The organism is Celeribacter sp. SCSIO 80788 (assembly GCF_051054295.1).
Taxonomy (GTDB): Bacteria; Pseudomonadota; Alphaproteobacteria; order Rhodobacterales; family Rhodobacteraceae; genus Celeribacter.
The window spans coordinates 1,958,231-1,981,560 of the sequence record NZ_CP150482.1 but is presented as its reverse complement, the minus strand read 5'-3'; the positions used below and the strand labels follow the sequence as shown (position 1 = coordinate 1,981,560).

Here is a 23,330-nt window from a genome sequence, read left to right as displayed (position 1 = left end):
TATGCGGGAAAGCTGCGCAGCCGAAAAGGGGGCGTGAACGGGCCTTACCGTGGGGTGAGGCGCGCGGTTCCCCAAAGCGTTTCGATCTCTGCGGCGATCAGGCGATAGGTCCCGTCCTGTCGCGCGTAGTGCAAGGTGAAGGGGAAGGTGCGCCGCTCCGCCATCTCTTCGGCGCTGAAGCCTGCGATGCGACTGTAGCGGCCCTGACAGGTGAGGTCCTGCATCTCCGAGAGGGTCACCGCGCTGCGACGCCGTCCGTCGAACAGGTTGAGGGTGGTGGCGCAGGGCTGCGGGCTGTCGCGCAGCAGGGTATAAAGCACGCTCAGAGGATCGAGCGTGCCGTGTTGATCGGCGAGGCGGATCAGAAGCGGTGCCGAGGGCTCATAGGTCACGACCTGCGGGTGGCCGTTGTCATAGGCGAGCCGGACGCGGCTCTGTCTGCGTCCGGTGTCGATGTCCTCTTCGTAGCGCAGGGGGCGGAACCGGGTGTCCTGCACCTTGCCCTGAACCGTTGCGGCGAAGCGGATGTTCACCAACGCCGCCATCAGCCCCGCGTCGCGAAACCGGGCGGTGACGGCATAGTCCCGGGCGGTTTCGTCGGCGGCAAGGCCGAGCTGGCCGACCTTGAGCGCGCCGAGATGAATGTCATAGCGCATCTGACGGTCTGCGGCAAAAAGCGGCTGGGCGAGGAGAAGAAGCGGGAGGAGAAGGCGCAACGCCATGGCACGAACACTCGCAAATCGGGAGGCGGGGGTAGACAACGCTCCGGGCACAGGAGAAAACAGCGTGAACTTGCGTCCAATTTGCCGGAACAGTGTAATGGAAATAAAACAGCTCGCCGAAGAGATCGTGGCCGGAAATCGTCGCGCTCTGGCCCGTGCGATCACGCTGGTCGAAAGCGCGCGGGAAGATCACCGGGCGAAGGCGATCACGTTGATGGAAGAGATCGGCAAGTGCGGGCGTCAGGCGCTGCGGCTCGGGTTGTCGGGGACGCCGGGGGTGGGCAAGTCCACCTTTATCGAAAGCTTTGGCATGATGCTGATCCGCGAGGGGCTGAAGGTGGCGGTTCTGGCCGTCGATCCGTCGTCCTCGCGCTCTGGCGGCTCGATCCTTGGCGACAAGACGCGGATGGAATTGCTGTCACGGGAAAAGAACGCCTTTATCCGGCCCTCGCCCTCGCAATCCGAACTTGGCGGTGTGGCGCGGCGTACGCGGGAGGCTGTGGCGCTTTGCGAGGCGGCGGGCTACGATTTGATCCTGATCGAGACCGTGGGGGTGGGGCAGTCGGAAACCGTGGTGTCCGAGATGTCCGATCTGTTCCTGTTGCTCTTGGCGCCAGCGGGCGGTGACGAGTTGCAGGGCGTCAAGCGCGGCATCATGGAGATGGCCGATCTGATTCTGGTGAACAAAGCCGACGGTGATCTCAAACCCGCGGCGCAACGCACCTGCGCCGATTATGCGGGGGCGCTCCGGCTGATCCGTAAACGTCCGCAGGACCCGATGGATTTTCCCAAGGCGATGACGGTTTCCGCAATCGAAGAGAAGGGCTTGCAAGAGGCCTGGGGCGAGATGAACACGCTCATCGACTGGCGGCGTGAGAACGGGTTCTTCGACAAGCGTCGATCGGAACAGGCCGAGTACTGGTTTGCGCAGGACATTCGGCACGGGCTTTTGTCGCAGCTTGAGAAAGAGCCTTTGAAGTCGATGATCTCCGGGCTGGCGAGCAAGGTCGCCAGAGGGGAGATCACGCCGGGCCATGCGGCTGCGGATGTCCTGACAGCTTTGCGCGGGCATTGAAGCCGGTTCGGTTCGGGAAGAGGCTTGACGATTCTCCCCGGATCGCCTATGCACCGCAAACTGAATTTTGGGCGCGGCTTGATAGCTGTGTCCTTTTCTGTTGGAAGTCGGTCTTTCCCCGTGTTTCACGCCGCTTTTCGGACTTGCGTCCGGGGCGGGGGCGCGTAAAAGAGGGCCGAATAAGACAGAAACGAGTCTTTTAAACTGCGAGAGCTTTTGCTTTCGAAAGTAGAAACGAGGATGAACCCATGTCGCGTCGTTGCGAACTGACCGGTAAAGGCCCGATGACTGGCAACAATGTCAGCCACGCCAAAAACAGAACCCGCCGCCGTTTCCTTCCGAACCTCAACGATGTGACGCTGATTTCGGAAACCCTCGGCCGCTCCTTCAAGCTGCGCATCTCTGCGTCGGCTCTGCGCTCCGTCGACCACCGCGGTGGTCTCGACGCCTTCCTCGCGAAAGCCCGCGACGAAGAGCTGTCCGACAACGCGCTGAAAATCAAGAAAGACATCGCGAAGGCCCAAGCCGCCGCTTAAGCCTTTCTGCGAGATCCTTTCGGATTTTCCCAAAGATTGAACCCCGTGAGCTTTGCCTCGCGGGGTTTTCTTGTTGGCCCGGTTCCGATATTTGCCCCCTTTTCTTTCGGGAACGGATCGCTAAAGTGCCTCCACCATGCGCATCACCCGCACGATAAAGGCCGTTCTGGTCGCGTTCCTGCTCATCGTCACGTCCCAGTCCATGGCCGTGGCGCGGGGCACCATGCGCGATGCGACGGGTGCGGTGGTGCTTTGCACCGGCACGGGACCGATTACCGTGCTCACGGATGCAGATGGTCAACCGATCGGCCCGAGCCACATTTGTCCCGACTGTGCTCTGAGCGTGATCGCCGGGCTCGCGGATGCATTCGACCTGCAACCGCCTGTGCAGCATATGCTGCGCTTCACGCCCTCGACCTTTGCCGCCCGTGGTCATGACACGGTCCCGCCCCACGCCTGTGCCCGCGCGCCGCCTTCGGTCTGATTTTCCCTTCGTTTTCAAATATCAGACCCAAAGGACCGCACATGTTCAAATCCACCCTTCTGGCCGGGCTTGCCGCCTGCGCTTTCGCTCTGCCCGCTGTCGCCGACATCAACATCGTCGACCCCTTCGCCCGCTCTTCGGGCATGATGGCCAAGGCGGGCGCGGCCTTCTTCATCATCGAGAACACCGGCGACGAGGCGGACCGGTTGATCGATGCAAAATCCGATATTTCCAAAGTGACCGAGCTGCACACCCATAAGGATATGGGCGATGGCATCATGAAAATGGTCCATGTGCCCGAAGGGTTCGAGATCCCGGCCCATGGCACCCATGCGCTGGCTCGCGGCGGCGATCACGTCATGTTCATGGGGCTGTTGCAGCCGATGACTCAGGGCGACACCGTGACCGTGACCCTGACCTTCGAGAAGGCTGGAGACATCACTGTCGAGATCCCGGTCGATCTGGAGCGTGGCGAGGCAGCCATGCCGATGGATCACAGCAACATGGGCAACTGATCCGCCCAAATTGGAGACAGGAGGCACGCGTTCCGGCGCGTGCCTTTTTTCTTGCGCGGATCGAAAAAAGGCTTAGATGACGCCTTGAGCGAGACGGAACATTATAGACCGGCCCGCGCCCTTTCTTGACAGTTGAAGAGACAGATCATGTTGAGCGTCTATGCGTTCCCGGAGGCCTTTTCGCCTGCCGAATGTGATGCGATCGTCACGCTGGCGCGTGAAGAAGAGCTTTCGGATGCGGGGCTGGTGAAAAACCGTTCCGATCATAACCTGCGCCGTGCCGATCTGGCGTGGCTCGACGAGCGTGCCGGGGGGGACTGGATCATGGAGCGCATCATGCGTTTGGTCGCCGAGGCGAACCGCACGCATTTCGATTTCGCGCTGACCGAATTCGGCGAAAGCCCGCAGGTCGCGCGTTACGGCGCCGAGCGGCAGGGGCATTTCACATGGCATTCCGACATCGGCGAGGGCGCTCTGGCGTCCAAGCGCAAGCTGACCATGGTGATCCAGCTTTCCGATCCGGCGGAGTACGAGGGGGGCGCTTTGGAGCTTCAACCGGATGCAAATATCCGCGAGGCGGACCGCGCCAAGGGGGCCGCGGTGCTTTTTCCGTCCTTCGTGCTGCACCGGGTGACGCCCGTGACCTCGGGCGAACGCTTTTCCCTTTCGACCTGGGTGCATGGCCCGGCGTTTCGGTGAGTATTTTACCAGCAAAGGAAACGCAAAGCCTGGGTCCGTCAACGGGGCGTTAACCTTAATCTGATTAAGGTGATTTTGCGGTACAGGCGGGAGCGCCGATGACCGTCAGCGAAGGAGACGCCCCGGCCCGTGTGGCCGAAACCCCTTCCGGTGACGCGACAGTGCCATGAACCGGCGGCCGGGGCGCATTCGGGTTTCCTTTGCTGTGCAAATACTCAGCTGCGCTCAGTCGGCCAAAATTTCATTCACCCAATCGGGCACCACGGTGCTCGCCGGTCCTTCGCGGACCTCGTCGAACCGCCCGCCGGAGGCCTCGAGGTTCAGCTCCATGGTGCGGATACCAAGGCTGCGCGCCATCTGGCTGAAACCGGCCGCCGGGTAGACGACACCCGACGTGCCGATCGAGACAAAGAGATCGCTGTCCTCGAGCGCGTCCTGAATGGTGTCCATATGATAGGGGACTTCCCCGAACCAGACGATGTCGGGCCGGGTCGCGGGTGTGCCGCAGGCGGGGCAGGGGTCTTCGACATTCATCACCATCGGGGCCGCCCAGCGATGACCGCAGGCGGCGCACAGGGCATCCTTGAGCGCGCCGTGCATATGGATCACGTCCCGCGCCCCGCCGCGTTCCAGCAGATCGTCGACGTTTTGGGTCACGAGATAGACCGGGGCATCGTATTCGGATTGGAGCCGCGCGAGTGCCCGGTGGGCGGGATTCGGTGCGGCCTTGGCCGCCTGCTCCCGGCGCATGTTGTAAAAGCGCTGAACCAGCTTAGGATCACGGGCGAAGGCTTCGGGGGTCGCGACATCCTCGACCCGGTGATCTTCCCAAAGCCCGTCTGCGGCGCGGAAGGTTTTGAGGCCGCTCTCCGCCGACAGTCCCGCGCCCGACAATATGAAAATCCCGCCTTTCATCGCGCCCTCCTTTTTCTTCACCCTGCCTTGCGTCGGTCTGGCGGACAAGGGTAGCTTTGCGGTACAAAGGAGACCCCATGCAGAAAATCCTCTTCGTCTGTCTCGGCAATATCTGTCGTTCGCCCTCGGCTGAGGCGGTGTTCACCGCCAAGGCGCAGGCGGCGCGCTATCCGGTGATCGTGGACAGTGCCGGGACGGGCAACTGGCATGTCGGCGAGCCGCCTTATGGTCCGATGCAGAGGGCGGCGTCCAAGCGAGGGTATGATCTGTCTGCGTTGCGGGCGCGTCAGATCACCGCGTCGGATTTCGACGGCTTCGATCTGATCGTCGCGATGGATGAGGCGAACCTGCGCGATATCGAGCGGCTGCGGCCTTCGGGGTCTGAGACGCCTGTGACCCTGATGATGTCTTATGCGCCGGAGACCGGGGAGAGAGCTGTGCCCGATCCCTATTACACGCGCGATTTCGATGAGGCGCTCAATCTGATCGAGGCGGCGGCAAATGGGCTTTTGGCCTCTCTCACAAATTGAGCCAGCGAAAGGCGCGTTTCAGCTCCTCTGTGCCGTTCTCGGCATACCATCGCCCGTGGCTCAGGATCACGCGCTCGGGTTGCCATGAGATGACCTCCCGGATCACCTCGCGCGCTTTGCCCTTGTTGCGGAACGTGGCGCGCATATCCAACGGGGCCTTGCCGTCCGGGGCGAGAATACCGGCAAAGCGCATCAGGAAAGCTTTCACTTTTCCAACCTTTTCCGCTTCGAAATTCTCGATCAGATCGGTCAGAATGAGGGTTTTCGAACTTTTGTGGAAAAACACCACCTCATGAAGGAACTTGTGACCTTTGACCACACGCTGGCAAATGTCGCTCGCGTAGCCTTCGGGGGCCGCGTCGGTGAGCACCTCATGCGGCGGCACCGGGACGTTGAATTTCCTAGCACGTTCTGCCACGCCGGGCGCGGCATAGACCTCCGCTTTCGGGAAGCGTTTCGCCCAAGCGTTCAGAGAGACGTAATGGATCGGATTTGGCGCGATCAGCCAGCCGATGGGGCCGAGAGCGGCCATCTCACCTAAGAGGGCTTCGTCAAGCGCGATCGGAGAATGCACCCAAAGCTTGCCCGCCACCCGGATGACGGTCATCCGGGTCGGGAAATTCATGCCGTAAAACGCAACGGGCGGCCCGTCAGCGAGCCAGATTTCCGGGGCAACGGGTTTCAGCGTATTGAGCGGCAGGTAGAGCCCGCGCGCTTTCTTCCTCAAGGTTTCTTATCCGCAATATTGCGCGGCGGCCTGGCCGAAGGCTTTGTAACGCAACCAGAATTCTTCGTGCGAGCGGTTGTCCGACTGACGGATGTCCTGCGCTTTCTGCGGATCTTTGAAGAACTTCGCCGCCTGCCGCTGGTCGCTGTTCGACAGCGTCATGTCGGCGACCTGTTGAATGCAGCCGCACAGCGCGCGGTTGTTCGCGGCCCGGTCGGAGGCCATACAGGCCCGCTCGATCGTACCGGCACTGGCCGGGATCGGCGACAAAAGGGCGGTCGCGGTGGTTGCAATGGCGGCGAATGCCAGAAGGGATTTTTTCATGTCTCTGCCTCTCTCAACATACGCGCCCGTCTGGGATCATGGTGTGATCTGGCTTGGATGCCGCAGGCTGCGCTGATGTGAATATGCGGGACAAGATGCCTGAGTCTGTCGCGCGAGGCAATCACGGAGTTTCACGTACAGCAGAGATGAGCGGGGGCGTGCCGAGGTCGGCTCGGGCCTTACAACAGCCCGCGCCAGATCATGACGCCGAGCACCAGCCCGAGGGTGACAAGCAGAGCGAAGGCGATGCTTGCGATCAGATCGAGAAAGCGGTTCTTGCGTCGGGTTTTCACATCTTGTCTCTCAAGGAAATATCTCAATTCCTTGAATGCTTTATCGACCTTTTTGTGGTCGACCTGTTGGGCCAGTTTCGGGTGGGCCTCAAGTGCGATCGCTTCGATGATCACGGCGGATTTCCGGCGCGCCCAGCGGGGCAGGCGGCGACCGGCCTGTTTCACCTTGGCCTCGAAGCCTTCGCCCAGACGCACGCCGAGACGGTCGCGCATCAGCGTGGCAAGCTCTTCGGAACTGTGCGTCACGGAATGGTCCATGGCGCAGATTTAAGCCCTTTGCCGCGCCGCGCCAAGGCGCTATCTCTGGGGCATGCTCAATACCGTCTTCACCGGTCAAGCGACCGACCGCGCGCCCCTTTTGATCGTCCATGGCCTGTTCGGCTCCGCCCGCAACTGGGGCGTGATCTCGAAACGTCTTTCAGATCAAAGACTTGTTGTCTCCGTCGATCAACGTAATCACGGCGAAAGCCCGCGGTTTGCGACCCAGAGTTACGAGGATATGGCCTCCGATCTGGCCGAGGTGCTTGAGCCGATTGTTGCCGAGCACGGGCCGCTGCATGTCATGGGGCATTCGATGGGCGGCAAGGCGGTGATGGTGCTGGCGCTCACCCGACCGGAATTGATCAAGTCCTTGATTGTCGCGGATATTTCGCCCGTGGCCTACAGTCACGACAACACACCTCTGATTGACGCGATGCGCAAGATCCACCTCTCGACGGTAGAGAAACGGTCGGATGCCGACCGGCAGTTGGCGCATGACGTTTTGGACCCGGGCGTGCGGGCGTTTTTGCTGCAAAGCCTTGTGGTGAAAGAAAAAAAATGGCTCCTGAATCTCGATGTTCTGGAGGCCGAAATGCCGAAGATCGTCGGATTTCCGGAGGTCAGCGGGACCTATGGGGGGCCGGTGTTTTTCCTCTCGGGCGGCGAAAGCACCTATGTCGAACGCGCCCACCGGGATCGCTCCAAAGCCTTGTTTCCACATGCAAAATTCGCGTCTATCCCCGGCACGGGCCATTGGCTCCATGCCGAGAAACCGCGCGAGTTCGAGGCGGCGTTGCGCGCCTGGATGGAGGCGGTGGACGCGAAGGGCTGAGCCTCAGGCGAATTCTTCCATGATCTTCTTGGCGATGTACCAAGTGATTGGAATCGCGGCGACAAATCCGATGGCGGCGGAGACAAGAATGGGTTTCAGCGTGTCCTGACCCATGGTCAGGGCGACCACGACAGCGGTCCCCATCAGGGTTGTGGAAATGAGCGAAAACAGGATGCCGGCGAGTCTGTTCATTGGTTGGGTCCTTGATGGCGTTGCATTCATTCGCGCGAATGTGAAGATAAGGTGATTCAACAATGTCGCTTTGATCGGCGTCAAATCCCCTGTCGGCAAAGCGTCTGACATGTGTCGGACTTTTGTCGGGCACGTTCCGAGCGTGACAGGGAGCGCAGGGGCGTGTCGGTAACGGTTGAGCCGCCTCCGCTCTGTCGCTACAAAATCCCCGAACATGCGCCTTGGGAGACAAAGATGAAACGTGTGATGTTGATCGGACTGACGCTTTGCGCGCTCGCCGCCTGCGAAACCATCGAAGGCGCGGGCAAGGACATTTCGAAAGCCGGTCAGGCGATCTCGAGCGCCAGCCGCGACGTGCAGTCGAGCATGTGAGCGGGAACTCTTACGGCCCGTGCTGCGTTACTCTCTCGAATGCAATGCAAGGAGAGTGACATGAAACGCGTGATGATTTTGGGTGCCGTGCTGTTGTCTTTGGCCGCCTGTGAGACCATCGAAGGGGCGGGGCAGGATATTTCCAAGGCGGGCTCTGCGATTTCTCAGGAGAGCCGTGAGGTGCAGAGTGAGATGTGAGGCCGCGGCGTCTCTGAAAGGCTCCGGTGGAGCCTTTCAGCCGCAGACGCGCGGGCACACCTGCGCGCGCCAGTTTATGGGCGTGGATTTGGACGGCTTTAGCGGAGTGTGGAATTGGAAGCGCTTGCCCCGGTTGGGTGGGCGCTTTGAACAGAAAGGATTAGAAATAGTCCAAACAGAAAATATAGTTAGCGCCTTTGCCTTAAACTAAATGTAGCTGCATCAGCACATTTATGCTCTTTTTTTATCTCAACCAAAATATTTCACACTCAGTCCATTTTTTGTGGATAAATCACCTCAGGCACATTATGTGGTGCCCTCCAATACAAAATAATAAATATAATTGCCCATGAAAGAGACAGAAAATGGCTGACCGAAAACAGTTCCTGTCCTCAGTTGCAGACAGCGAAGAACTGCTCAAACTTCTCGAAGCAAGTCGCAAAAAGGAAGTCACTGATGAAATCCTACACGAGCAACGGATAAGCTTTGCGTTTGGAAATGCTATGGAGAACGCCTCAATCACAAAAGATAGTGTACGTAAGGCAAGCCAAAGTATCAGATTGCGTGCTTAAAGACTTGAGCCCATCATCCAAAGATGGGCTCTTTATCATTTTGGGGAAATTTTTATGGCGCTTAGAGAAAAAGAGCACCCAATATTACATGAACGTATTCAAGAACAGAATCTGCTTCGACAATACGATCTTCTTACAAACTGCATCGAAATCGGCCTTGAAAAAGGTATTGACGCATTTGATAAATTTACTCTTTGGGCTCTAAATTACGCTGCCGTATCCAACATTTGTCAGCTCGGAGGTCGTTATCGTGAGGGCCCAATTTACGTCGGGAACCACATTCCACCCCATTTTCGTGATGTTGAACGGCACATGGATCAGCTATTTTCTTTGGTCCACGAAAATTGGGAAATCATAGATGGCCCAACAACACTAGCCGCATATGTACTCTGGCGCCTAAACTGGATTCACCCCTTTATTGAGGGCAATGGACGTACAGCCAGAGCTGCCTGCTATTATATCATTTGCTTGAGATACGGAGACCTTCTTCCTGGTCGCAAAATTGTACCAGAGCGCATCCGAGAAAACCGCGAACCGTACTATAAGGCTTTAAAAGCAGCGGATGATGCTTGGGAAGCAGGGCACTTCGACGTATCAGAGCTTGATGAATACCTACAAGGTCTGCTTGTCGATCAATTAAAAGATGCTTAATAACGCTAAACAAGTCTTACACAGTTCACATTCAGCAACACATCTAAGTTGAACAGAAAAAAAGCCCCGCCTAAGCGGGGCCTTTTTTTTAACTGTCCATCTTAAGCGCGTTGATAAACGCTTCCTGCGGGATTTCCACTTTCCCGAACTGGCGCATCTTCTTCTTACCCGCCTTCTGCTTTTCCAGAAGTTTCTTCTTCCGGGTGGCGTCGCCGCCGTAGCATTTTGCGGTCACGTCCTTGCGCAGAGCGGACAGGGTTTCGCGGGCGATCACCTTGCCGCCGATGGCCGCCTGGATCGGGATTTTGAACATATGGCGGGGGATCAGCTCCTTGAGCTTTTCGCACATCGCCCGGCCGCGTTGTTCGGCGCGGTCGCGGTGGACCATCATCGACAGCGCGTCGACCGGTTCGTCGTTCACCAGCACCTGCATTTTCACGAGATTGTCCTCGCGATACTCGGTGAACTGGTAATCGAAGGAGGCGTAACCTTTCGTTACCGATTTCAGCCTATCGTAGAAGTCGAACACAACTTCGTTGAGCGGGAGGTCATACACCACCATCGCGCGCGGACCGGCATAGGTCAGGTCGAGCTGGATGCCGCGGCGGTCCTGACAGAGTTTGAGCACGTCGCCGAGATATTCGTCGGGCACGAGGATCGTCGCTTTGATGCGGGGTTCCTCGATATGGTCGACATAGGTCAGATCGGGCATGTCGGCGGGGTTGTGCAGCTCCTCGACCGAACCGTCCTTCATGTGGATTTTATAGACCACGGAGGGGGCGGTGGTGATCAGGTCGAGATCGTATTCGCGCTCCAACCGGTCGCGGATCACTTCGAGGTGCAAAAGCCCGAGGAAGCCGCAGCGGAAGCCGAAGCCAAGTGCGGCGGAGGTTTCCATTTCGGAGCTGAACGAGGCGTCGTTCAGTTGCAGTTTCTCGATGGCGTCGCGCAGGGCGTCGAAATCGTTGGCGTCGACCGGAAAGAGCCCGCAGAACACCACGGGGATCGAGGGTTTGAAGCCGGGAAGCGGCGCGGCGCAGGGTTTCTTGTCATGGGTGACGGTATCGCCCACTTTGGTGTCGCGCACCTGTTTGATCGAGGCGGTGAAGACGCCGATCTCGCCCGGACCAAGCGCCGCGATGTCGACCATCTGCGGTTTGAGGACCGAGAGCTTGTCGATCTTGTAGGTCGCACCGGTCTGCATCATCTTGATCTGGTCGCCCTTCTTGATCGTGCCGTCGATGACACGGATCATGACGACGACGCCGAGGTAGCTGTCGTACCAGCTGTCGACCAGCATGGCCTTGAGCGGCGCGGTGACGTCGCCCTTGGGGGCGGGGAGGCGGTGGACGATGGCCTCCAGAACGTCGGGGATGCCGAGGCCGGTTTTGGCGGAAATCTCGACGGCCTCAGAGGCGTCGATGCCGATGACGTCCTCGATCTGTTCCTTGACGCGCTCAGGCTCGGCGGCGGGCAGGTCGATCTTGTTGAGGACCGGGACGATTTCGTGGTTGGCATCGATGGCCTGATAGACGTTGGCAAGCGTCTGCGCCTCGACGCCTTGGGTGGCGTCGACGACGAGGAGCGAGCCTTCGACGGCCTGCATCGAGCGGCTGACCTCATAGGCAAAGTCGACGTGGCCGGGGGTGTCGATCAGGTTGAGGATATAGGTCTGGCCATCCTTGGCGGGATATTCGATCCGCACGGAGTTGGCCTTGATCGTGATGCCACGCTCACGTTCGATGTCCATGGCGTCGAGCATCTGCTGTTTCATGTCGCGCTCGGCCACGGTGCCGGTGAGCTGGATCAGCCGGTCGGCAAGGGTCGATTTCCCGTGGTCGATATGGGCCACGATGGAGAAATTGCGGATGTTTTTCAGCTCGGTCATGAGAGGCCTCAGCGGATGAAGGTTTGGCTGAGTTCTATGCGGGGAAAGGGGGGGAATGTCTAGACCGATTGCAGAAGGCAGAGCCTAGGAGGCATATTTCGCGCCCTCCCCTGCGCGTCGGACTTGCAATCACAGCGGGGACGCAGAACAGTGATCCGCATAGCAAGGATGGATTTGATGCCGCGTGAATTTGAAAGTCAGGAAAAATTCGAGGAATGGGTCGATGCGTGGTGCGACAAGCAGAGTATTGAGGTGAATTGCACTTTTGCCGCTCGGAATGCTGCATTTGTCCTTCCAAACATCTTTGGTGGCAGACCTGAAGACCTCACCGGTTATTCATTTGACCTCATTCTTCTGCGTGCAACACTTATACCGTTGGTGCGCGGGGTGTATACCACCAACGGTATAAAGTTTTCCGCCCGCTCCGCCGCCCTCTCCGCCCGCTCCGCCCGCTCCGCCGCCGCCGCCCGCTCCGCCCGCTCCGCCGCCGCCGCCGCCCTCTCCGCCCGCTCCGCCGCCGACTCCGCCGCCGCCCGCTCCGCCCGCTCCGCCGCCCGCTCCGCCACCCTCTCCGCCGCCCGCTCCGCCACCCTCTCCGCCGCGGCCCGCTCCGCCCACTCCGCCAGTTTTGACTTGGCAGCAAGCCTTGAAGCCTTCGGCATCTCCGGCATCTCCACTCGCCCACTTTGGGGCACCATCGAAAGACCTGACGCCATCAAAGCAAACTGGGAAGGCCTTCGCGCAGAATGGCAAAGCGACCCCTCGATGACGTTTTGGGTCGACTGGTATGATGGGTTGCTCACAAGCCGCGTGCCGGATTGGGAATTGTGGCATGAGATTGCACTGATCGAGGATCAATTTTGGGAAGATGGCCCCAAGGCGGTGGCCGAAGAAATCGAAAAGATCAAAAACGCTCGTAGCCTTGAGGGAAAGATCGAAGCGCTTGAAGCAGAGCTTCTGCGCCTTGCCTCAGAACCCATCTTCGAAGGCAACGCGCACAATGGCGGACCGCCCCTTGAAGATCACAGCAGACGCTTAGAAACGATCCAACTCATTCGCGCGCAGTTGGATATTCTCAAGGAGGAAGTTGCCAAGCGTCACAGCGAAGATGAGACACCAGACCCGGAGATCATTGAGAGTGTCGTTACCAAAATCGTTGCCTTGATCAAAAAGCATTTCATCATTGCCGGGGCCGCCGCATTCTTCGCAACGGGCGTTGCAACGAAGATTACAGAAGATGCGATTGATCATTACCGCGTCTCTGAGACGATCTTCCAAACGGTTGACGATGTCGCAGAGGCTGCAACACGGTATATTCAGAGCCTTCGCACAAGTTCCTCGAAAGGTCGCAACGATTATCACCCCTAGTCTTCGATGGGCCTCAAGTTAGGTCGGGTCTCCCCCAACAAAAAAGGGGCCCGAAGGCCCCTCTAAATCTCTCACATTCGCCTAACTCTTACAGGTTCGGGTAGAGCGGGAATTTTTCGCACAGCGCCTCGACTTCGGCTTTCACCTTGGCTTCGACCTCGGCGTTGTGCTCTTCGCCGTTGGCGGCCAGCCCGTCGACCACTTCGACGATCCAGTCGGCGATCTGGCGGAATTCGGCTTCACCGAAGCCGCGGGTGGTGCCAGCGGGCGTGCCGAGGCGGACGCCGGAGGTGACCATCGGCGGTTCCGGGTCGAACGGGATGCCGTTTTTGTTGCAGGTGATGTGGGCGCGTTCGAGGGCTTTCTCGGTCGCGTTGCCCTTCACGCCTTTGGGGCGCAGGTCGACGAGCAGGACGTGGGTGTCGGTGCCGCCGGTGACGATGTCGAGGCCGCCTTTCATGAGCTGGTCGGAGAGCGCCTGAGCGTTCTTCACCACCTGTTCTGCGTAGGTTTTGAACTCGGGACGCAGCGCCTCGCCAAAGGCCACGGCTTTCGCGGCGATGACATGCATGAGCGGGCCGCCCTGAATGCCGGGGAAGATGGCGGAGTTGACCTTTTTGGCGATCTCGACGTCATTCGTCAGGATCATGCCGCCACGCGGACCGCGCAGCGTCTTGTGGGTCGTGGTGGTCGCCACATCGGCATAGGGGAAGGGCGAGGGGTGCGCGCCACCGGCGACGAGACCGGCGAAATGGGCCATGTCGACCATCAGAAGCGCGCCGACTTCATCGGCGATCTCACGGAATTTCGCAAAGTCGATCTGACGCGGAATGGCGGAGCCACCGGCGACGATCAGCTTGGGCTTGTGCTCAAGCGCCAGTTCGCGGACCTGATCGTAATCGAGGCGCTGATCCTGTTGACGCACACCGTATTGGATGGCGTTGAACCATTTGCCGGACTGGTTGACGGAGGCGCCGTGGGTCAGGTGACCGCCGGAGGCGAGGTTCATGCCGAGGATGGTGTCGCCCGGTTGCAGAAGGGCGTTGTACACACCTTGGTTGGCCTGAGAGCCGGAGTTCGGCTGGACGTTGACGTATTTGACGTCGAAGAGTTCCTTGGCGCGGTCACGGGCGAGGTTTTCGGCGATGTCGACGAATTCGCAGCCACCGTAGTAGCGACGGCCCGGATAGCCTTCGGCGTATTTGTTGGTGAGGACGGAGCCCTGGGCTTCCATCACGGCGGCGGAGACGATGTTTTCGGAAGCGATCAGCTCGATCTCGTGGCGCTGGCGGCCGAGCTCTTTGGTGATGCTGTCGAACAGCTCGGGGTCGCGGGAGGCGAGGGCCTCGGTGAAGAAACCGGAATCGCGGACATTGGCCGTCATGCTATGCTCCTTGGCAGGATGGGAGTGTCGCGCGCTTCTTATCCATTCTGTGACCATTGGAAAACCCTTTGTCGGTGCATAATCATCATGAATTCGGGGGAGATTGTGTGTCCGAGCGGGGCGGATGTTTCCGATCCGCCTCCTTTGGTGCGTCTCGGTGGCGACGGATGTGCGGACAAAGCGCCGGGGGCTTGCGTGCAACACCGCAGGAATTCAGGTGAAATCCCCGGCGGGCTTTGCTACTGAGGGCGCAAACATGTCGTTTCAAGAGGCCCCCGAGATGGTCAAGATCGCCTTTGCCGCCAGTGACGCCCAACTCGCGCAATCCGCATTGGCGCGTCTGACGGCGCGCTATGCGTCGGTGCCGGTCGAGGAGGCGGATGTGATCGTGGCGCTGGGCGGCGACGGGTTCATGTTGCAGACGCTGCACGGGACGATGCAGCTCGACACGCCGGTCTATGGCATGAATTGCGGCACCATCGGGTTTTTGATGAACGAGTTTCGCGAGGACGATCTTGTCGGGCGGCTGTCCGAGGCAGAGGAAGAGGTGATCAACCCGCTCTCCATGGTCGCGGGCGGCGAGGACGGAAAGGTTCAGCGCGCGCTGGCGATCAACGAGGTGTCGCTGTTGCGGGCGGGGCCACAGGCGGCCAAGCTGCGTGTGTCGATCGATGGCAAGATCCGGATGGAAGAGCTGGTGTGCGACGGGGTGCTGGTGTCGACGCCCGCGGGGTCGACGGCCTATAACTATTCCGCGCGTGGGCCGATCCTGCCCATCGGGTCTGACGTTCTGGCGCTGACCGCGATGGCGGCGTTCCGGCCCCGCCGCTGGCGCGGTGCACTTTTGCCGAGCACGGCGATGGTGCGGTTCGACGTGCTGGAGGCCGAAAAACGCCCGGTGATGGCCGATGCCGACAGCCGCCATGCGGGCAATGTGCTTTGGGTCGAGATCGCCTCCGAACCGAAGATCAAACACCGTATTCTCTTCGACCCCGGTCACGGGCTCGAAGAGCGGTTGCTGCGCGAACAGTTCGTGTGAGAACAACGCGTCTGAACGGGGTCAGAAGTCGCGTTTGCTGCGCACCGGTTTGCCCCAGCCATCGAGCTTGCGGTAGAGCGTCGAGGGCGAGACCCCGAGTGCGCGCGCCGCGGCAGGGATCGAGCCGCCCTCTTTCTGGATCGCGTGCTCGATGGCCCGGCGTTCGATTTCGGCCAGGGTCTGGCCGTCGAACGGATTGAGGCGCGCGGGGGTAAAGGTGGGGGTCGGGCTTTGCGAGCCGTCCTCTGGCGTATGCGGATTGCGCAGATAGGGCGGCAGGTCGGCGATTTCGACCACCGGACCGTCATGCAGGATGGCGATGTTCCACAACACGTTCATCAGCTCGCGCAGGTTGCCGGGCCAGTTGTGGTCGAGGAAAATCGCCTTCACGCCGGTCGAGAGCATGCGGAAGGGGCGGCCTTCACGGGCACAGAGCCGGTCGAGTTCGGTCTCGGCAATCTCCACCACATCCATGCCACGGCCGCGGAGCGGCGGCAGATGCAGATGCACCACGTTCAGCCGGTAGAACAGATCGGCGCGGAAGCGACCGGCGGTCACTTCGGCACGGGGATCGGTGGTGGAGGTGCAGATCAGGCGAAAGTTCACGGGCCGGGGGGTGAGACCGCCCAGAGGTGTGACCGAGCCGCTTTGCAGGATGCCCAGAAGCCGGGCCTGCATCGGCAGGGAGAGGGCGCAGATCTCGTCGAGCAGGAGCGTGCCGTTCCGGGCCCGCTCGACGGCGCCGGGCTTGTCCTCGCCATCGGTCCGGCCGTCCGGCCTGCCGTCGATCTGGAGGATCTCGCCGATCAGCTCGGCCTCGATCCGGTCGGGAGCGGCGGTGGAACAGTCGAGCTTGATAAAGTTGCCGTTCTGAAAGCCGGAGCGGGCGTGAATGGTTTCGGCGGCGCGGACCTTGCCGGTGCCGCTTTCGCCGGTGATGAACACCGGGGCGGCGGCGCCTGCGACGGCGTTGATCGTGTCGAACACGTCGCGCATCACCTCGGACGAGCCGATATGGCCGTCGAAGGCGGTGCTGTCCCCGCGCAGATCGTGGTCCTGCTGGCCGATGCTGCGCCCGCTTTCGGCATTGGCGATGGTCAGCAGCAATTGCTCTGGATCGAGCGGTTTCACCAGAAAGTCGATTGCGCCGCTGCGCATCGCGGTGACGGCACGGTCGACGGAGGCGAAGGCGGTGACGGCAATCGGTTTGAGCGCGGGCAAATGGGTTTTCAGCTCGGCGATCAGGTCGATGCCGTTGCCATCGGGGAGGACAATGTCGATCAGCGCCAGTTCCGGATGGTGAGCGAGAGCTTTCTCTCGGGCTTCGATCCGGTTGCGGGCCGTGATGACCCGGTAATCCGCCGCTTCGAGCGTGGCGGAAAACAGGGCCAGATGGGTCTCGACATCGTCAACGATCAGAATGGGTTTTCGTGACATGCTCGTGTGTTTCGCTATCTATGATGGAATGAATTGCAGTCTTAATATTCAGGACAGTTTGTCTGAGTTGGCCGAGGACCGCAATAATTTCCGTACGTCCCGCCGTGGTGGCCCGCTCGGAAAGAGCGTGGGCGATTTGCCGGGCGTCTTCGTGACAGGCCGAGGCGAACAACCCTGACAGGGTATGGGTGCAGCGGGACAGCTCGGCGCGGGGGCCTGCGCCGACAGCGGCGCGGGCGGCGGCAAAGGCGGCTTCGAGATACTGATCCAGATCCGCGGCCACCTGACGAAGCAGCTTTTGCCGCGTGTCCTCGGGAAGATGCCGCACCATTTTACGCAGGCAGGCCTCGGTGGTGTCCGGTCTGTCCCCGGCGGCACCCTGTCCGTGCGTGAGCGGCGCGTTCAACGCGTCGCTCTGCGGTTGGTGGCGGGACGCGGACAGGGCGTGCGCGGGATGGTCGCTTTTCAGGTGCAGGGCGTGCAGGAGGCTGTTGACGATGTCCTTGCGCGAGGAAACGGGTTTGCAGAGCACCGCATCGGCGCCGCTGTTGCGGATGGAGAGGATATTGTCGTCGAACACATGCGAGGTGACGGCGATCACCGGCGGCACCGGGATGTCGCGACTGCGCAGAAGCGAGAGCACCTGATGGCCCGACAGAAGCGGCAGTTCGATGTCGAGGAAGACGATGTCGAAGTCGCTGTTGCGCGTGCTCAGGAGATGCAGGGCGGCGGCGCCGTCCGGGGCCTCGACGACACGGAGGCCGAAGGCTTCGAGAGTGTGTCGCAGATGCAGGCGCAGGGCGGCGCTGTCCTCGACGAGGAGCGCGGTCAGACCGGAGGGCAGCGCCGGGATCAGGTCCCTGCCAGATTCGGTGGGCAGGGCAAGTTCGGCGAGGGGCAGGCTGAGGCAGGCTTCGGCGCCGCCGTCGGGCGGGTTGTGCAGGGTGAGCTGGCCGCCGAGCTGGCGGGTGGCTTCGCAGGCGATCCGAAGCCCGAAACCGGAGCCGGGTTCGCCGGAGCCGATGGGCAGCGGTTTGGGTCCGACGCTGGCGAGCACCTCGGCGGGAAAACCGGGACCGGCGTCGCGAATGCGCACCAGCAATTCTTCGCGCGGGCCCTGACCGGAGCGGGAGATGTCGATGGAGATCGGACCGGGACCGGCATGATGCAGGGCGTTGGAGACCAGATTGGAGAGCGCGCGTTCGAAGGAGAGCATATCGAAGGCGGCGGTTTCCGGCATATGCGCTTCGCCATGGAGCAAGAGATGCGAGCCGAGCTGTTCGGTGATGCCGCGCCAGCGCTGCACGAGACCGGCGAGGCTGCGGCGCGGGGTGCTGATGAGGGTGGGGTAGGGGCGGTCCTGATGGTTGTGGAACAGGGCACCGGACACCTCGTCGAGAAGCCGTCCGAGATGTGCCCCGGCGTGGGACAGGCGGCTCAGTTCCTCGCGGAGGGTGGGGGAGACTTGGGCGCTTTCGCCCAAGGTGTTGAGCGCGGTTTGCAGTTCGGAATAGGTGGCGCGGATGTCATGAGCGAGCAGCGAAAGGCGTCCTGCGTCTTCGATGAGAAGAGAGTAGCTTTGCAGATCGCTTTGTTTCAAGTCTGACCCCTTAAAGAATGGTCCCTACATAAGCGACAAAAACGCGGCCGACTGGGCCGCGTTTCATGCCCGGTGCATCGGTTGTTTATAAATTCTTAACCAACCTTGCGCCGAGGAACAGAGCTTTTTGATTAAAACTTACTCTTTTGCATAGCCAAGCCCCTGAAGCGCCACCTTAATCTCGTCCAGAATGGCCGGGTCGTCGATTGTCGCGGGCATTTTGAACGGCTGGCTGTCGGCGATTTTCACCATGGTGCCGCGCAGGATCTTGCCCGAGCGGGTTTTCGGCAGACGGTCGACGACGCAGGCGAGCTTGAAGGCCGCGACCGGGCCGATCTCGTTGCGGACGTCGCGCACGACCTCCTTGACGATGTCTGCGTGATCGCGCGTACAGCCCGCGTTCAGGCACAGGAAGCCGAGCGGCATCTGGCCCTTGAGCTCGTCGGCCACACCGATCACCGCACATTCGGCGACATCGGGATGGTTCGACAGAACCTCTTCCATCGCGCCGGTCGAGAGACGGTGCCCGGCGACGTTGATGACGTCATCGGTGCGGGCCATGATGTAGACATAGCCGTCCTCATCCTTGATGCCCGCATCCCCCGTCTCGTAATAGCCCGGGAAGGTGGTGAGATAGCTTTTCCGATAGCGATCTTCGGCATTCCACAGCGTTTGCAGCGTCCCCGGGGGCAGCGGCAGCTTGATCGCGATGGCGCCGAGTTCACCGGGGGCAACCGGATGACCGGCCTCGTCGAGAATGTCGATGTCGTAGCCCGGCATGGCGACGGAGGGCGAGCCGATCTTGACCGGAAGCTCCTCGATCCCCAGCGGGTTCGCGGCAATCGCCCAGCCGGTTTCGGTCTGCCACCAGTGGTCGATCACCGGCACGCCGAATTTTTCCTGCGCCCATTTGATCGTGTCCGGGTCGGCACGTTCGCCCGCGAGGAAGATCGCCTGCAAATCGTGCAGCTTGTAGCGCTTGATGAACTCGCCGTTCGGGTCCTCGCGCTTGATCGCGCGGAGCGCGGTCGGGGCGGTGAAGAAAGACTTCACGCGCTGGTTCTGGATGATGCGCCAGAACACACCGGCATGCGGCGTGCCGACGGGTTTGCCCTCGAACACGATGGTCTGCGCGCCCTTGATCAGCGGCGCGTAGCAGATGTAGCTGTGGCCCACGACCCAACCCACGTCGGAGGCGGCCCAGAACCGGTCGCCGACGTCGATGTTGTAGATGTTCTTCATCGTCCAGTTCAGCGCCACGAGATGGCCGCCGGTGGAGCGTACCACGCCTTTCGGCGCGCCGGTGGTGCCGGAGGTATAGAGGATATAGGCCGGGTGGTTGCCCTCGACCGGCACGCATTCCGCCGGTTTCACGCCGTACTGGAAGCCGTGCCAGTTGAAGTCGCGGCCCTCGATCAGTTTGGCAACCTCTTGTTCACGCTGGAAGATCACGCAGAACTCGGGCTTGTGCTCGGCCATGTCGATGGCCTGATCCAGAAGCGGTTTGTAATGCACCACGCGGTTCGGTTCGAGACCGCTCGACGCGGCGATGATCGCCTTGGGCGTGCAGTCGTCGATGCGCACGGCGAGTTCATGGGCGGCAAAGCCCCCGAACACCACGGAGTGGATCGCGCCGATCCGGGCACAGGCCAGCATGGCCTCGAGCGCCTCCGGGATCATCGGCATGTAGATGATGACGCGGTCGCCCTTTTCGACACCGCGCATCTTGAGCGCACCGGCGAGCGAAGAGACGCGTTTTTGCAGATCCTTGTAGGTGATGCCCTTGGTCGCGTGGGTGATCGGGCTTTCGTGCATGATCGCCAGCTCGTCGCCGCGCCCGGCTTCCACATGGCGGTCCACCGCGTTGTAGCAGGTGTTGGTCAACCCGTCGGAGAACCACTCGTAGATCGGGGCCTTGTCGTCGAAAAGCGCCTTCGAGGGTTTCTTGTACCAGTGAACCTCTTCTGCGGCCTCCATCCAGAATTTCTCCGGATCCGCTTTCCAGGCGTCGTAAACGTCTTTGTATGCCACTCGCTGCGTCCTCCTCGCTGGTCTGGCGTCAATGGCTTGACCCGTAACACCGCATAGGTTTCGGCAAATTTGCGAATTTACTTATGGGGTGACGCGGGGTCAAACGCGCGGGGGCTGGCCCGCTCGGTAGTCTTGTTATCAGACGCGGTTGTGAATGTTTATATAAATTTCGCAAACAAATTCAAAAATGTAGTTTGCAAACTTTGTTGTTTTATTCGGGTGTTGCAAACGAAAAGGCCCCCGCAGTTTCCTGCGAGGGCCGTGATTTCAGAGGGTTGGCCGCTCAGCCGTAATGCGCCACCGGCGTGCCTGCGATGGCGGACATGTTGAGCAAACCGCGCGAGGTGATCGAGGGCGTCACGATATGCGCCCGGTTGGCCATGCCCATCAGGAGCGGACCGACTTCGAGCCCGCCGCCCTTGGTCTTGAGAATGTTGCGCACGCCGGAAGCCGCATCCGCGATGGCGAAGACCAGCGCATTGGCCGGGCCCTGAAGGCGCGAGTGCGGGAAATTGCGGTCGCGCAGATCGGGGGTGAGCGCACTGTCGATATGCATTTCGCCCTCATAGGCAAAGTCACGCGGCTCGCTGTCGAGGATCTCCATGGCCTCACGCATATGCCGCCCGGTCATGCAGTTGAGGTTGCCGAATTCGGAGTGCGAACAAAGCGCGATGTTCGGCTCGATGCCGAAACGGCGCACATGGCGGGCGGTGGCGATTACGGTTTCGGCGATCTGTTTCGGGGTCGGCTCGGTGTGGACATGGGTGTCGGAGATGAACAGCGGCCCGTCTTCGAGGATCATCAGCGACAGCGCGCCGATCGGCTGATGTTCCTTGGTGCCGAGAATCTGGGTCACGTAGTTGAGGTGCCACAGGTACTGACCGAAGGTGCCGCAGATCATGCTGTCGGCGTGATCCTGTTGCACCATGATGGCGCCGATGGCCGTGGTGTTGGTGCGCATGATCGCCTTGGCGAGATCCGGTGTGATCCCTTTGCGCGCCATGATGTTGTAATAGGCCTGCCAGTATTGCTTGTAGCGGCTGTCGTTTTCCGGGTTCACCACCTCGAAATCGATGCCGGGACGGATTTTGACACCCGCGCGTTCGGCCCGCATGGCGATGACCTCCGGGCGACCGATCAGGATCGGCTTGTCGGTGGTTTCCTCGATCATGCCTTGCGCGGCGCGCAGCACGCGTTCGTCCTCGCCCTCGGCAAAGGCAATGCGGCGCTCGGCATGGGAGGCGGCGGCAAAGACCGGGCGCATGATCAGCGCGGATTTGAACACAGACCCGTCGAGCGCGTCCTTATAGGCCTTCATGTCGGCGACGGGTTTGGTGGCAACCCCGCTTTCCATCGCGGCCTTGGCCACGGCGGAGGCGACCACGCCCATGAGGCGCGGATCGAAGGGTTTCGGGATCAGGTAATCCGCGCCGAATTCCATGCGCTCATCCTGATAGGCGGCGGCGGCCTCCGCACTTGTCGTGGCGCGGGCCAGCGCCGCGATCCCTTCGATACAGCCCAGCTGCATCGCATCGTTGATCTCGGTCGCGCCGACGTCGAGCGCACCGCGGAAAATGAAGGGGAAACAGAGCACGTTGTTGACCTGGTTCGGATAATCCGAGCGGCCCGTGGCGATGATCGCATCGGGGGCGACCTTTTTCACCTGATCCGGCATGATCTCCGGCGTCGGGTTGGCGAGCGCGAAGATGATCGGCTGTTTCGCCATCTTCTTGACCATCTCGGGCTTCAGAACGCCCGGACCGGAGAGGCCGAGGAACATATCCGCACCTTCGATCACCTCGTCGAGGGTGCGCAGGTCGGTCTTTTGCGCGAAGGCGGCCTTTTGCGGCGTCATCTCTTCCTCGCGGCCCTCATAAACGAGGCCTGCAATGTCGCAGAGCCAGACGTTTTCGCGTTTGAGCCCGAGTTTCAGAAGCATGTTGAGGCAGGCGATGCCAGCTGCGCCGCCGCCGGTGGAGACCACCTTGATGTCTTCGAATTTCTTGCCGGAGATTTGCATCGCGTTGGTCGCAGCCGCGCCGACAACGATGGCCGTGCCGTGCTGATCGTCGTGGAACACGGGGATGTTCATCTTCTCGCGACAGAGTTGTTCAACGATAAAGCAATCCGGCGCTTTGATGTCTTCGAGGTTGATCGCGCCGAAGGTCGGCTCCAGCGAGCAGACGATTTCGGCCAGTTTCACCGGGTCGCTTTCGTTCACTTCGATGTCGAAACAATCGATGTTGGCGAATTTCTTGAAGAGCACGGCCTTGCCCTCCATCACCGGTTTCGAGGCGGCGGCTCCGATGTTGCCGAGGCCCAGAACGGCGGTGCCGTTGGTGACCACGGCGACGAGGTTGCCGCGCGCGGTAAACCGCGAGGCATTGGCCGGATCGTCCTTGATTTCAAGGCAGGCCTCGGCCACGCCGGGGCTATAGGCGCGAGCCAGATCGCGGCCGTTGGCCATCGGTTTGGTGGCGCGGATCTCAAGCTTCCCGGGCTTCGGGAACTCGTGGTAATCCAATGCGGCCTGCTTCAGGTTGGTCGTGCGGCTTTCCGTCGGCATGGGGCTCTCCCTGTTGCTTGCGGGCGCATCCGGCAGGTAGTTTAGTGCTGAACTAAATCTGCGACCTGACGTCACATCCCGGTTTACCTTGCCTCTACGCCCCGGAAGGGGCGGCGCGC

At 60.8% G+C, this 23,330-nt stretch carries 25 protein-coding genes; 13 read left to right on the top strand and 12 right to left on the bottom strand.

The window, feature by feature from the left end; genetic code table 11:
* Positions 1 to 44: 44 nt before the first annotated feature.
* Positions 45 to 722, bottom strand: coding sequence for a DUF3108 domain-containing protein (locus V1471_RS10015; RefSeq protein ID WP_434288440.1), 678 nt, complete (start codon positions 720 to 722; stop codon positions 45 to 47).
* A 97-nt stretch (positions 723 to 819) separates the two neighbouring features.
* Here V1471_RS10015 and meaB point away from each other — a divergent pair, with 97 nt between their 5' ends.
* The 5 genes from meaB to V1471_RS09990 all read left to right on the top strand — a co-directional run bounded on the left by meaB (position 820) and on the right by V1471_RS09990 (position 4,031).
* A complete protein-coding gene (gene meaB, locus V1471_RS10010; RefSeq protein ID WP_434288438.1) occupies positions 820 to 1,797 on the top strand; it encodes a methylmalonyl Co-A mutase-associated GTPase MeaB in 978 nt (325 codons plus the stop codon).
* A gap of 248 nt (positions 1,798 to 2,045) precedes the next feature.
* A complete protein-coding gene (rpmB, locus tag V1471_RS10005) occupies positions 2,046 to 2,333 on the top strand; it encodes a 50S ribosomal protein L28 (RefSeq protein WP_066710480.1) in 288 nt (95 codons plus the stop codon).
* A 136-nt stretch (positions 2,334 to 2,469) separates the two neighbouring features.
* The gene (locus V1471_RS10000; RefSeq protein WP_434288435.1) at positions 2,470 to 2,817 is read left to right on the top strand and encodes a hypothetical protein; all 348 of its coding nucleotides are present in this window, start codon (positions 2,470 to 2,472) and stop codon (positions 2,815 to 2,817) included.
* Between the two features lie 41 nt (positions 2,818 to 2,858).
* Entirely contained in the window at positions 2,859 to 3,332 is a 474-nt protein-coding gene (locus tag V1471_RS09995; RefSeq protein WP_434288434.1) for a copper chaperone PCu(A)C, read from the top strand.
* A gap of 147 nt (positions 3,333 to 3,479) precedes the next feature.
* Positions 3,480 to 4,031 (top strand): 2OG-Fe(II) oxygenase, encoded by a 552-nt coding sequence (locus tag V1471_RS09990; RefSeq protein WP_434288433.1) that lies wholly within the window; start codon positions 3,480 to 3,482, stop codon positions 4,029 to 4,031.
* 225 nt (positions 4,032 to 4,256) lie between these two features.
* On the opposite strand, the gene V1471_RS09985 is transcribed toward V1471_RS09990, so the two are convergent.
* Entirely contained in the window at positions 4,257 to 4,946 is a 690-nt protein-coding gene (locus V1471_RS09985; protein ID WP_434288431.1) for an NAD-dependent deacylase, read from the bottom strand.
* A 77-nt stretch (positions 4,947 to 5,023) separates the two neighbouring features.
* Between V1471_RS09985 and V1471_RS09980 the strand changes: the two genes are divergently transcribed.
* The gene (locus V1471_RS09980) at positions 5,024 to 5,476 is read left to right on the top strand and encodes a low molecular weight protein-tyrosine-phosphatase (RefSeq protein ID WP_434288430.1); all 453 of its coding nucleotides are present in this window, start codon (positions 5,024 to 5,026) and stop codon (positions 5,474 to 5,476) included.
* Here V1471_RS09980 and V1471_RS09975 read toward each other — a convergent pair.
* The 3 genes from V1471_RS09975 to V1471_RS09965 all read right to left on the bottom strand — a co-directional run bounded on the left by V1471_RS09975 (position 5,466) and on the right by V1471_RS09965 (position 7,066).
* Positions 5,466 to 6,203: a DUF4336 domain-containing protein gene (locus tag V1471_RS09975; protein WP_434288429.1), complete on the bottom strand. Its 738-nt coding sequence runs from the start codon at positions 6,201 to 6,203 to the stop codon at positions 5,466 to 5,468. The genes V1471_RS09980 and V1471_RS09975 overlap by 11 nt on opposite strands.
* 6 nt (positions 6,204 to 6,209) lie before the next feature.
* Entirely contained in the window at positions 6,210 to 6,527 is a 318-nt protein-coding gene (locus tag V1471_RS09970) for a hypothetical protein (protein ID WP_066710499.1), read from the bottom strand.
* Positions 6,528 to 6,706: 179 nt separating this feature from the next.
* Positions 6,707 to 7,066 carry a hypothetical protein gene (locus V1471_RS09965; protein ID WP_434288428.1) on the bottom strand — a complete coding sequence of 120 codons (360 nt, stop codon included), beginning with the start codon at positions 7,064 to 7,066 and terminating at the stop codon, positions 6,707 to 6,709.
* Positions 7,067 to 7,130: 64 nt separating this feature from the next.
* Between V1471_RS09965 and V1471_RS09960 the strand changes: the two genes are divergently transcribed.
* Positions 7,131 to 7,913: an alpha/beta fold hydrolase gene (locus V1471_RS09960; RefSeq protein ID WP_434288426.1), complete on the top strand. Its 783-nt coding sequence runs from the start codon at positions 7,131 to 7,133 to the stop codon at positions 7,911 to 7,913.
* Positions 7,914 to 7,916: 3 nt separating this feature from the next.
* Here the strand turns inward: V1471_RS09960 and V1471_RS09955 are convergent, their stop codons facing one another.
* Positions 7,917 to 8,105: a CTP synthetase gene (locus tag V1471_RS09955; protein ID WP_434288425.1), complete on the bottom strand. Its 189-nt coding sequence runs from the start codon at positions 8,103 to 8,105 to the stop codon at positions 7,917 to 7,919.
* A gap of 234 nt (positions 8,106 to 8,339) precedes the next feature.
* On the opposite strand from V1471_RS09955, the gene V1471_RS09950 reads away from it, so the two are divergent.
* From V1471_RS09950 to V1471_RS09935, 4 genes are all read left to right on the top strand, one after another.
* On the top strand, positions 8,340 to 8,477 hold the full coding sequence (locus V1471_RS09950; RefSeq protein WP_066710507.1) for an entericidin A/B family lipoprotein: 138 nt from the start codon (positions 8,340 to 8,342) through the stop codon (positions 8,475 to 8,477).
* A gap of 60 nt (positions 8,478 to 8,537) precedes the next feature.
* On the top strand, positions 8,538 to 8,675 hold the full coding sequence (locus tag V1471_RS09945; RefSeq protein WP_066710510.1) for an entericidin A/B family lipoprotein: 138 nt from the start codon (positions 8,538 to 8,540) through the stop codon (positions 8,673 to 8,675).
* A gap of 365 nt (positions 8,676 to 9,040) precedes the next feature.
* The gene (locus tag V1471_RS09940; RefSeq protein ID WP_434288423.1) at positions 9,041 to 9,247 is read left to right on the top strand and encodes a hypothetical protein; all 207 of its coding nucleotides are present in this window, start codon (positions 9,041 to 9,043) and stop codon (positions 9,245 to 9,247) included.
* 54 nt (positions 9,248 to 9,301) lie between these two features.
* The gene (locus tag V1471_RS09935; RefSeq protein WP_434288421.1) at positions 9,302 to 9,898 is read left to right on the top strand and encodes a Fic family protein; all 597 of its coding nucleotides are present in this window, start codon (positions 9,302 to 9,304) and stop codon (positions 9,896 to 9,898) included.
* An 88-nt stretch (positions 9,899 to 9,986) separates the two neighbouring features.
* On the opposite strand, the gene lepA is transcribed toward V1471_RS09935, so the two are convergent.
* On the bottom strand, positions 9,987 to 11,786 hold the full coding sequence (lepA, locus tag V1471_RS09930; RefSeq protein ID WP_434288420.1) for a translation elongation factor 4: 1,800 nt from the start codon (positions 11,784 to 11,786) through the stop codon (positions 9,987 to 9,989).
* A 177-nt stretch (positions 11,787 to 11,963) separates the two neighbouring features.
* Between lepA and V1471_RS09925 the strand changes: the two genes are divergently transcribed.
* On the top strand, positions 11,964 to 13,154 hold the full coding sequence (locus V1471_RS09925) for a hypothetical protein (RefSeq protein ID WP_434288419.1): 1,191 nt from the start codon (positions 11,964 to 11,966) through the stop codon (positions 13,152 to 13,154).
* Positions 13,155 to 13,242: 88 nt separating this feature from the next.
* Here V1471_RS09925 and glyA read toward each other — a convergent pair whose 3' ends face one another.
* Positions 13,243 to 14,538, bottom strand: a complete 1,296-nt coding sequence (glyA, locus tag V1471_RS09920; RefSeq protein ID WP_434288417.1) for a serine hydroxymethyltransferase — start codon at positions 14,536 to 14,538, stop codon at positions 13,243 to 13,245.
* Positions 14,539 to 14,794: 256 nt separating this feature from the next.
* Between glyA and V1471_RS09915 the strand changes: the two genes are divergently transcribed.
* A complete protein-coding gene (locus V1471_RS09915) occupies positions 14,795 to 15,577 on the top strand; it encodes an NAD kinase (RefSeq protein WP_434288415.1) in 783 nt (260 codons plus the stop codon).
* A gap of 21 nt (positions 15,578 to 15,598) precedes the next feature.
* Here the strand turns inward: V1471_RS09915 and V1471_RS09910 are convergent, their stop codons facing one another.
* The 4 genes from V1471_RS09910 to V1471_RS09895 form a co-directional block, all read right to left on the bottom strand.
* The gene (locus V1471_RS09910) at positions 15,599 to 17,014 is read right to left on the bottom strand and encodes a sigma-54-dependent transcriptional regulator (RefSeq protein WP_434288414.1); all 1,416 of its coding nucleotides are present in this window, start codon (positions 17,012 to 17,014) and stop codon (positions 15,599 to 15,601) included.
* Positions 16,986 to 18,614: a hybrid sensor histidine kinase/response regulator gene (locus V1471_RS09905; protein WP_434288412.1), complete on the bottom strand. Its 1,629-nt coding sequence runs from the start codon at positions 18,612 to 18,614 to the stop codon at positions 16,986 to 16,988. The genes V1471_RS09910 and V1471_RS09905 overlap by 29 nt, the downstream gene beginning before the upstream one ends.
* Before the next feature lie 138 nt (positions 18,615 to 18,752).
* Positions 18,753 to 20,645, bottom strand: a complete 1,893-nt coding sequence (locus V1471_RS09900; protein ID WP_434288410.1) for an AMP-binding protein — start codon at positions 20,643 to 20,645, stop codon at positions 18,753 to 18,755.
* 283 nt (positions 20,646 to 20,928) lie between these two features.
* Entirely contained in the window at positions 20,929 to 23,211 is a 2,283-nt protein-coding gene (locus tag V1471_RS09895) for an NADP-dependent malic enzyme (RefSeq protein WP_434288409.1), read from the bottom strand.
* Positions 23,212 to 23,330 lie beyond the last annotated feature (119 nt).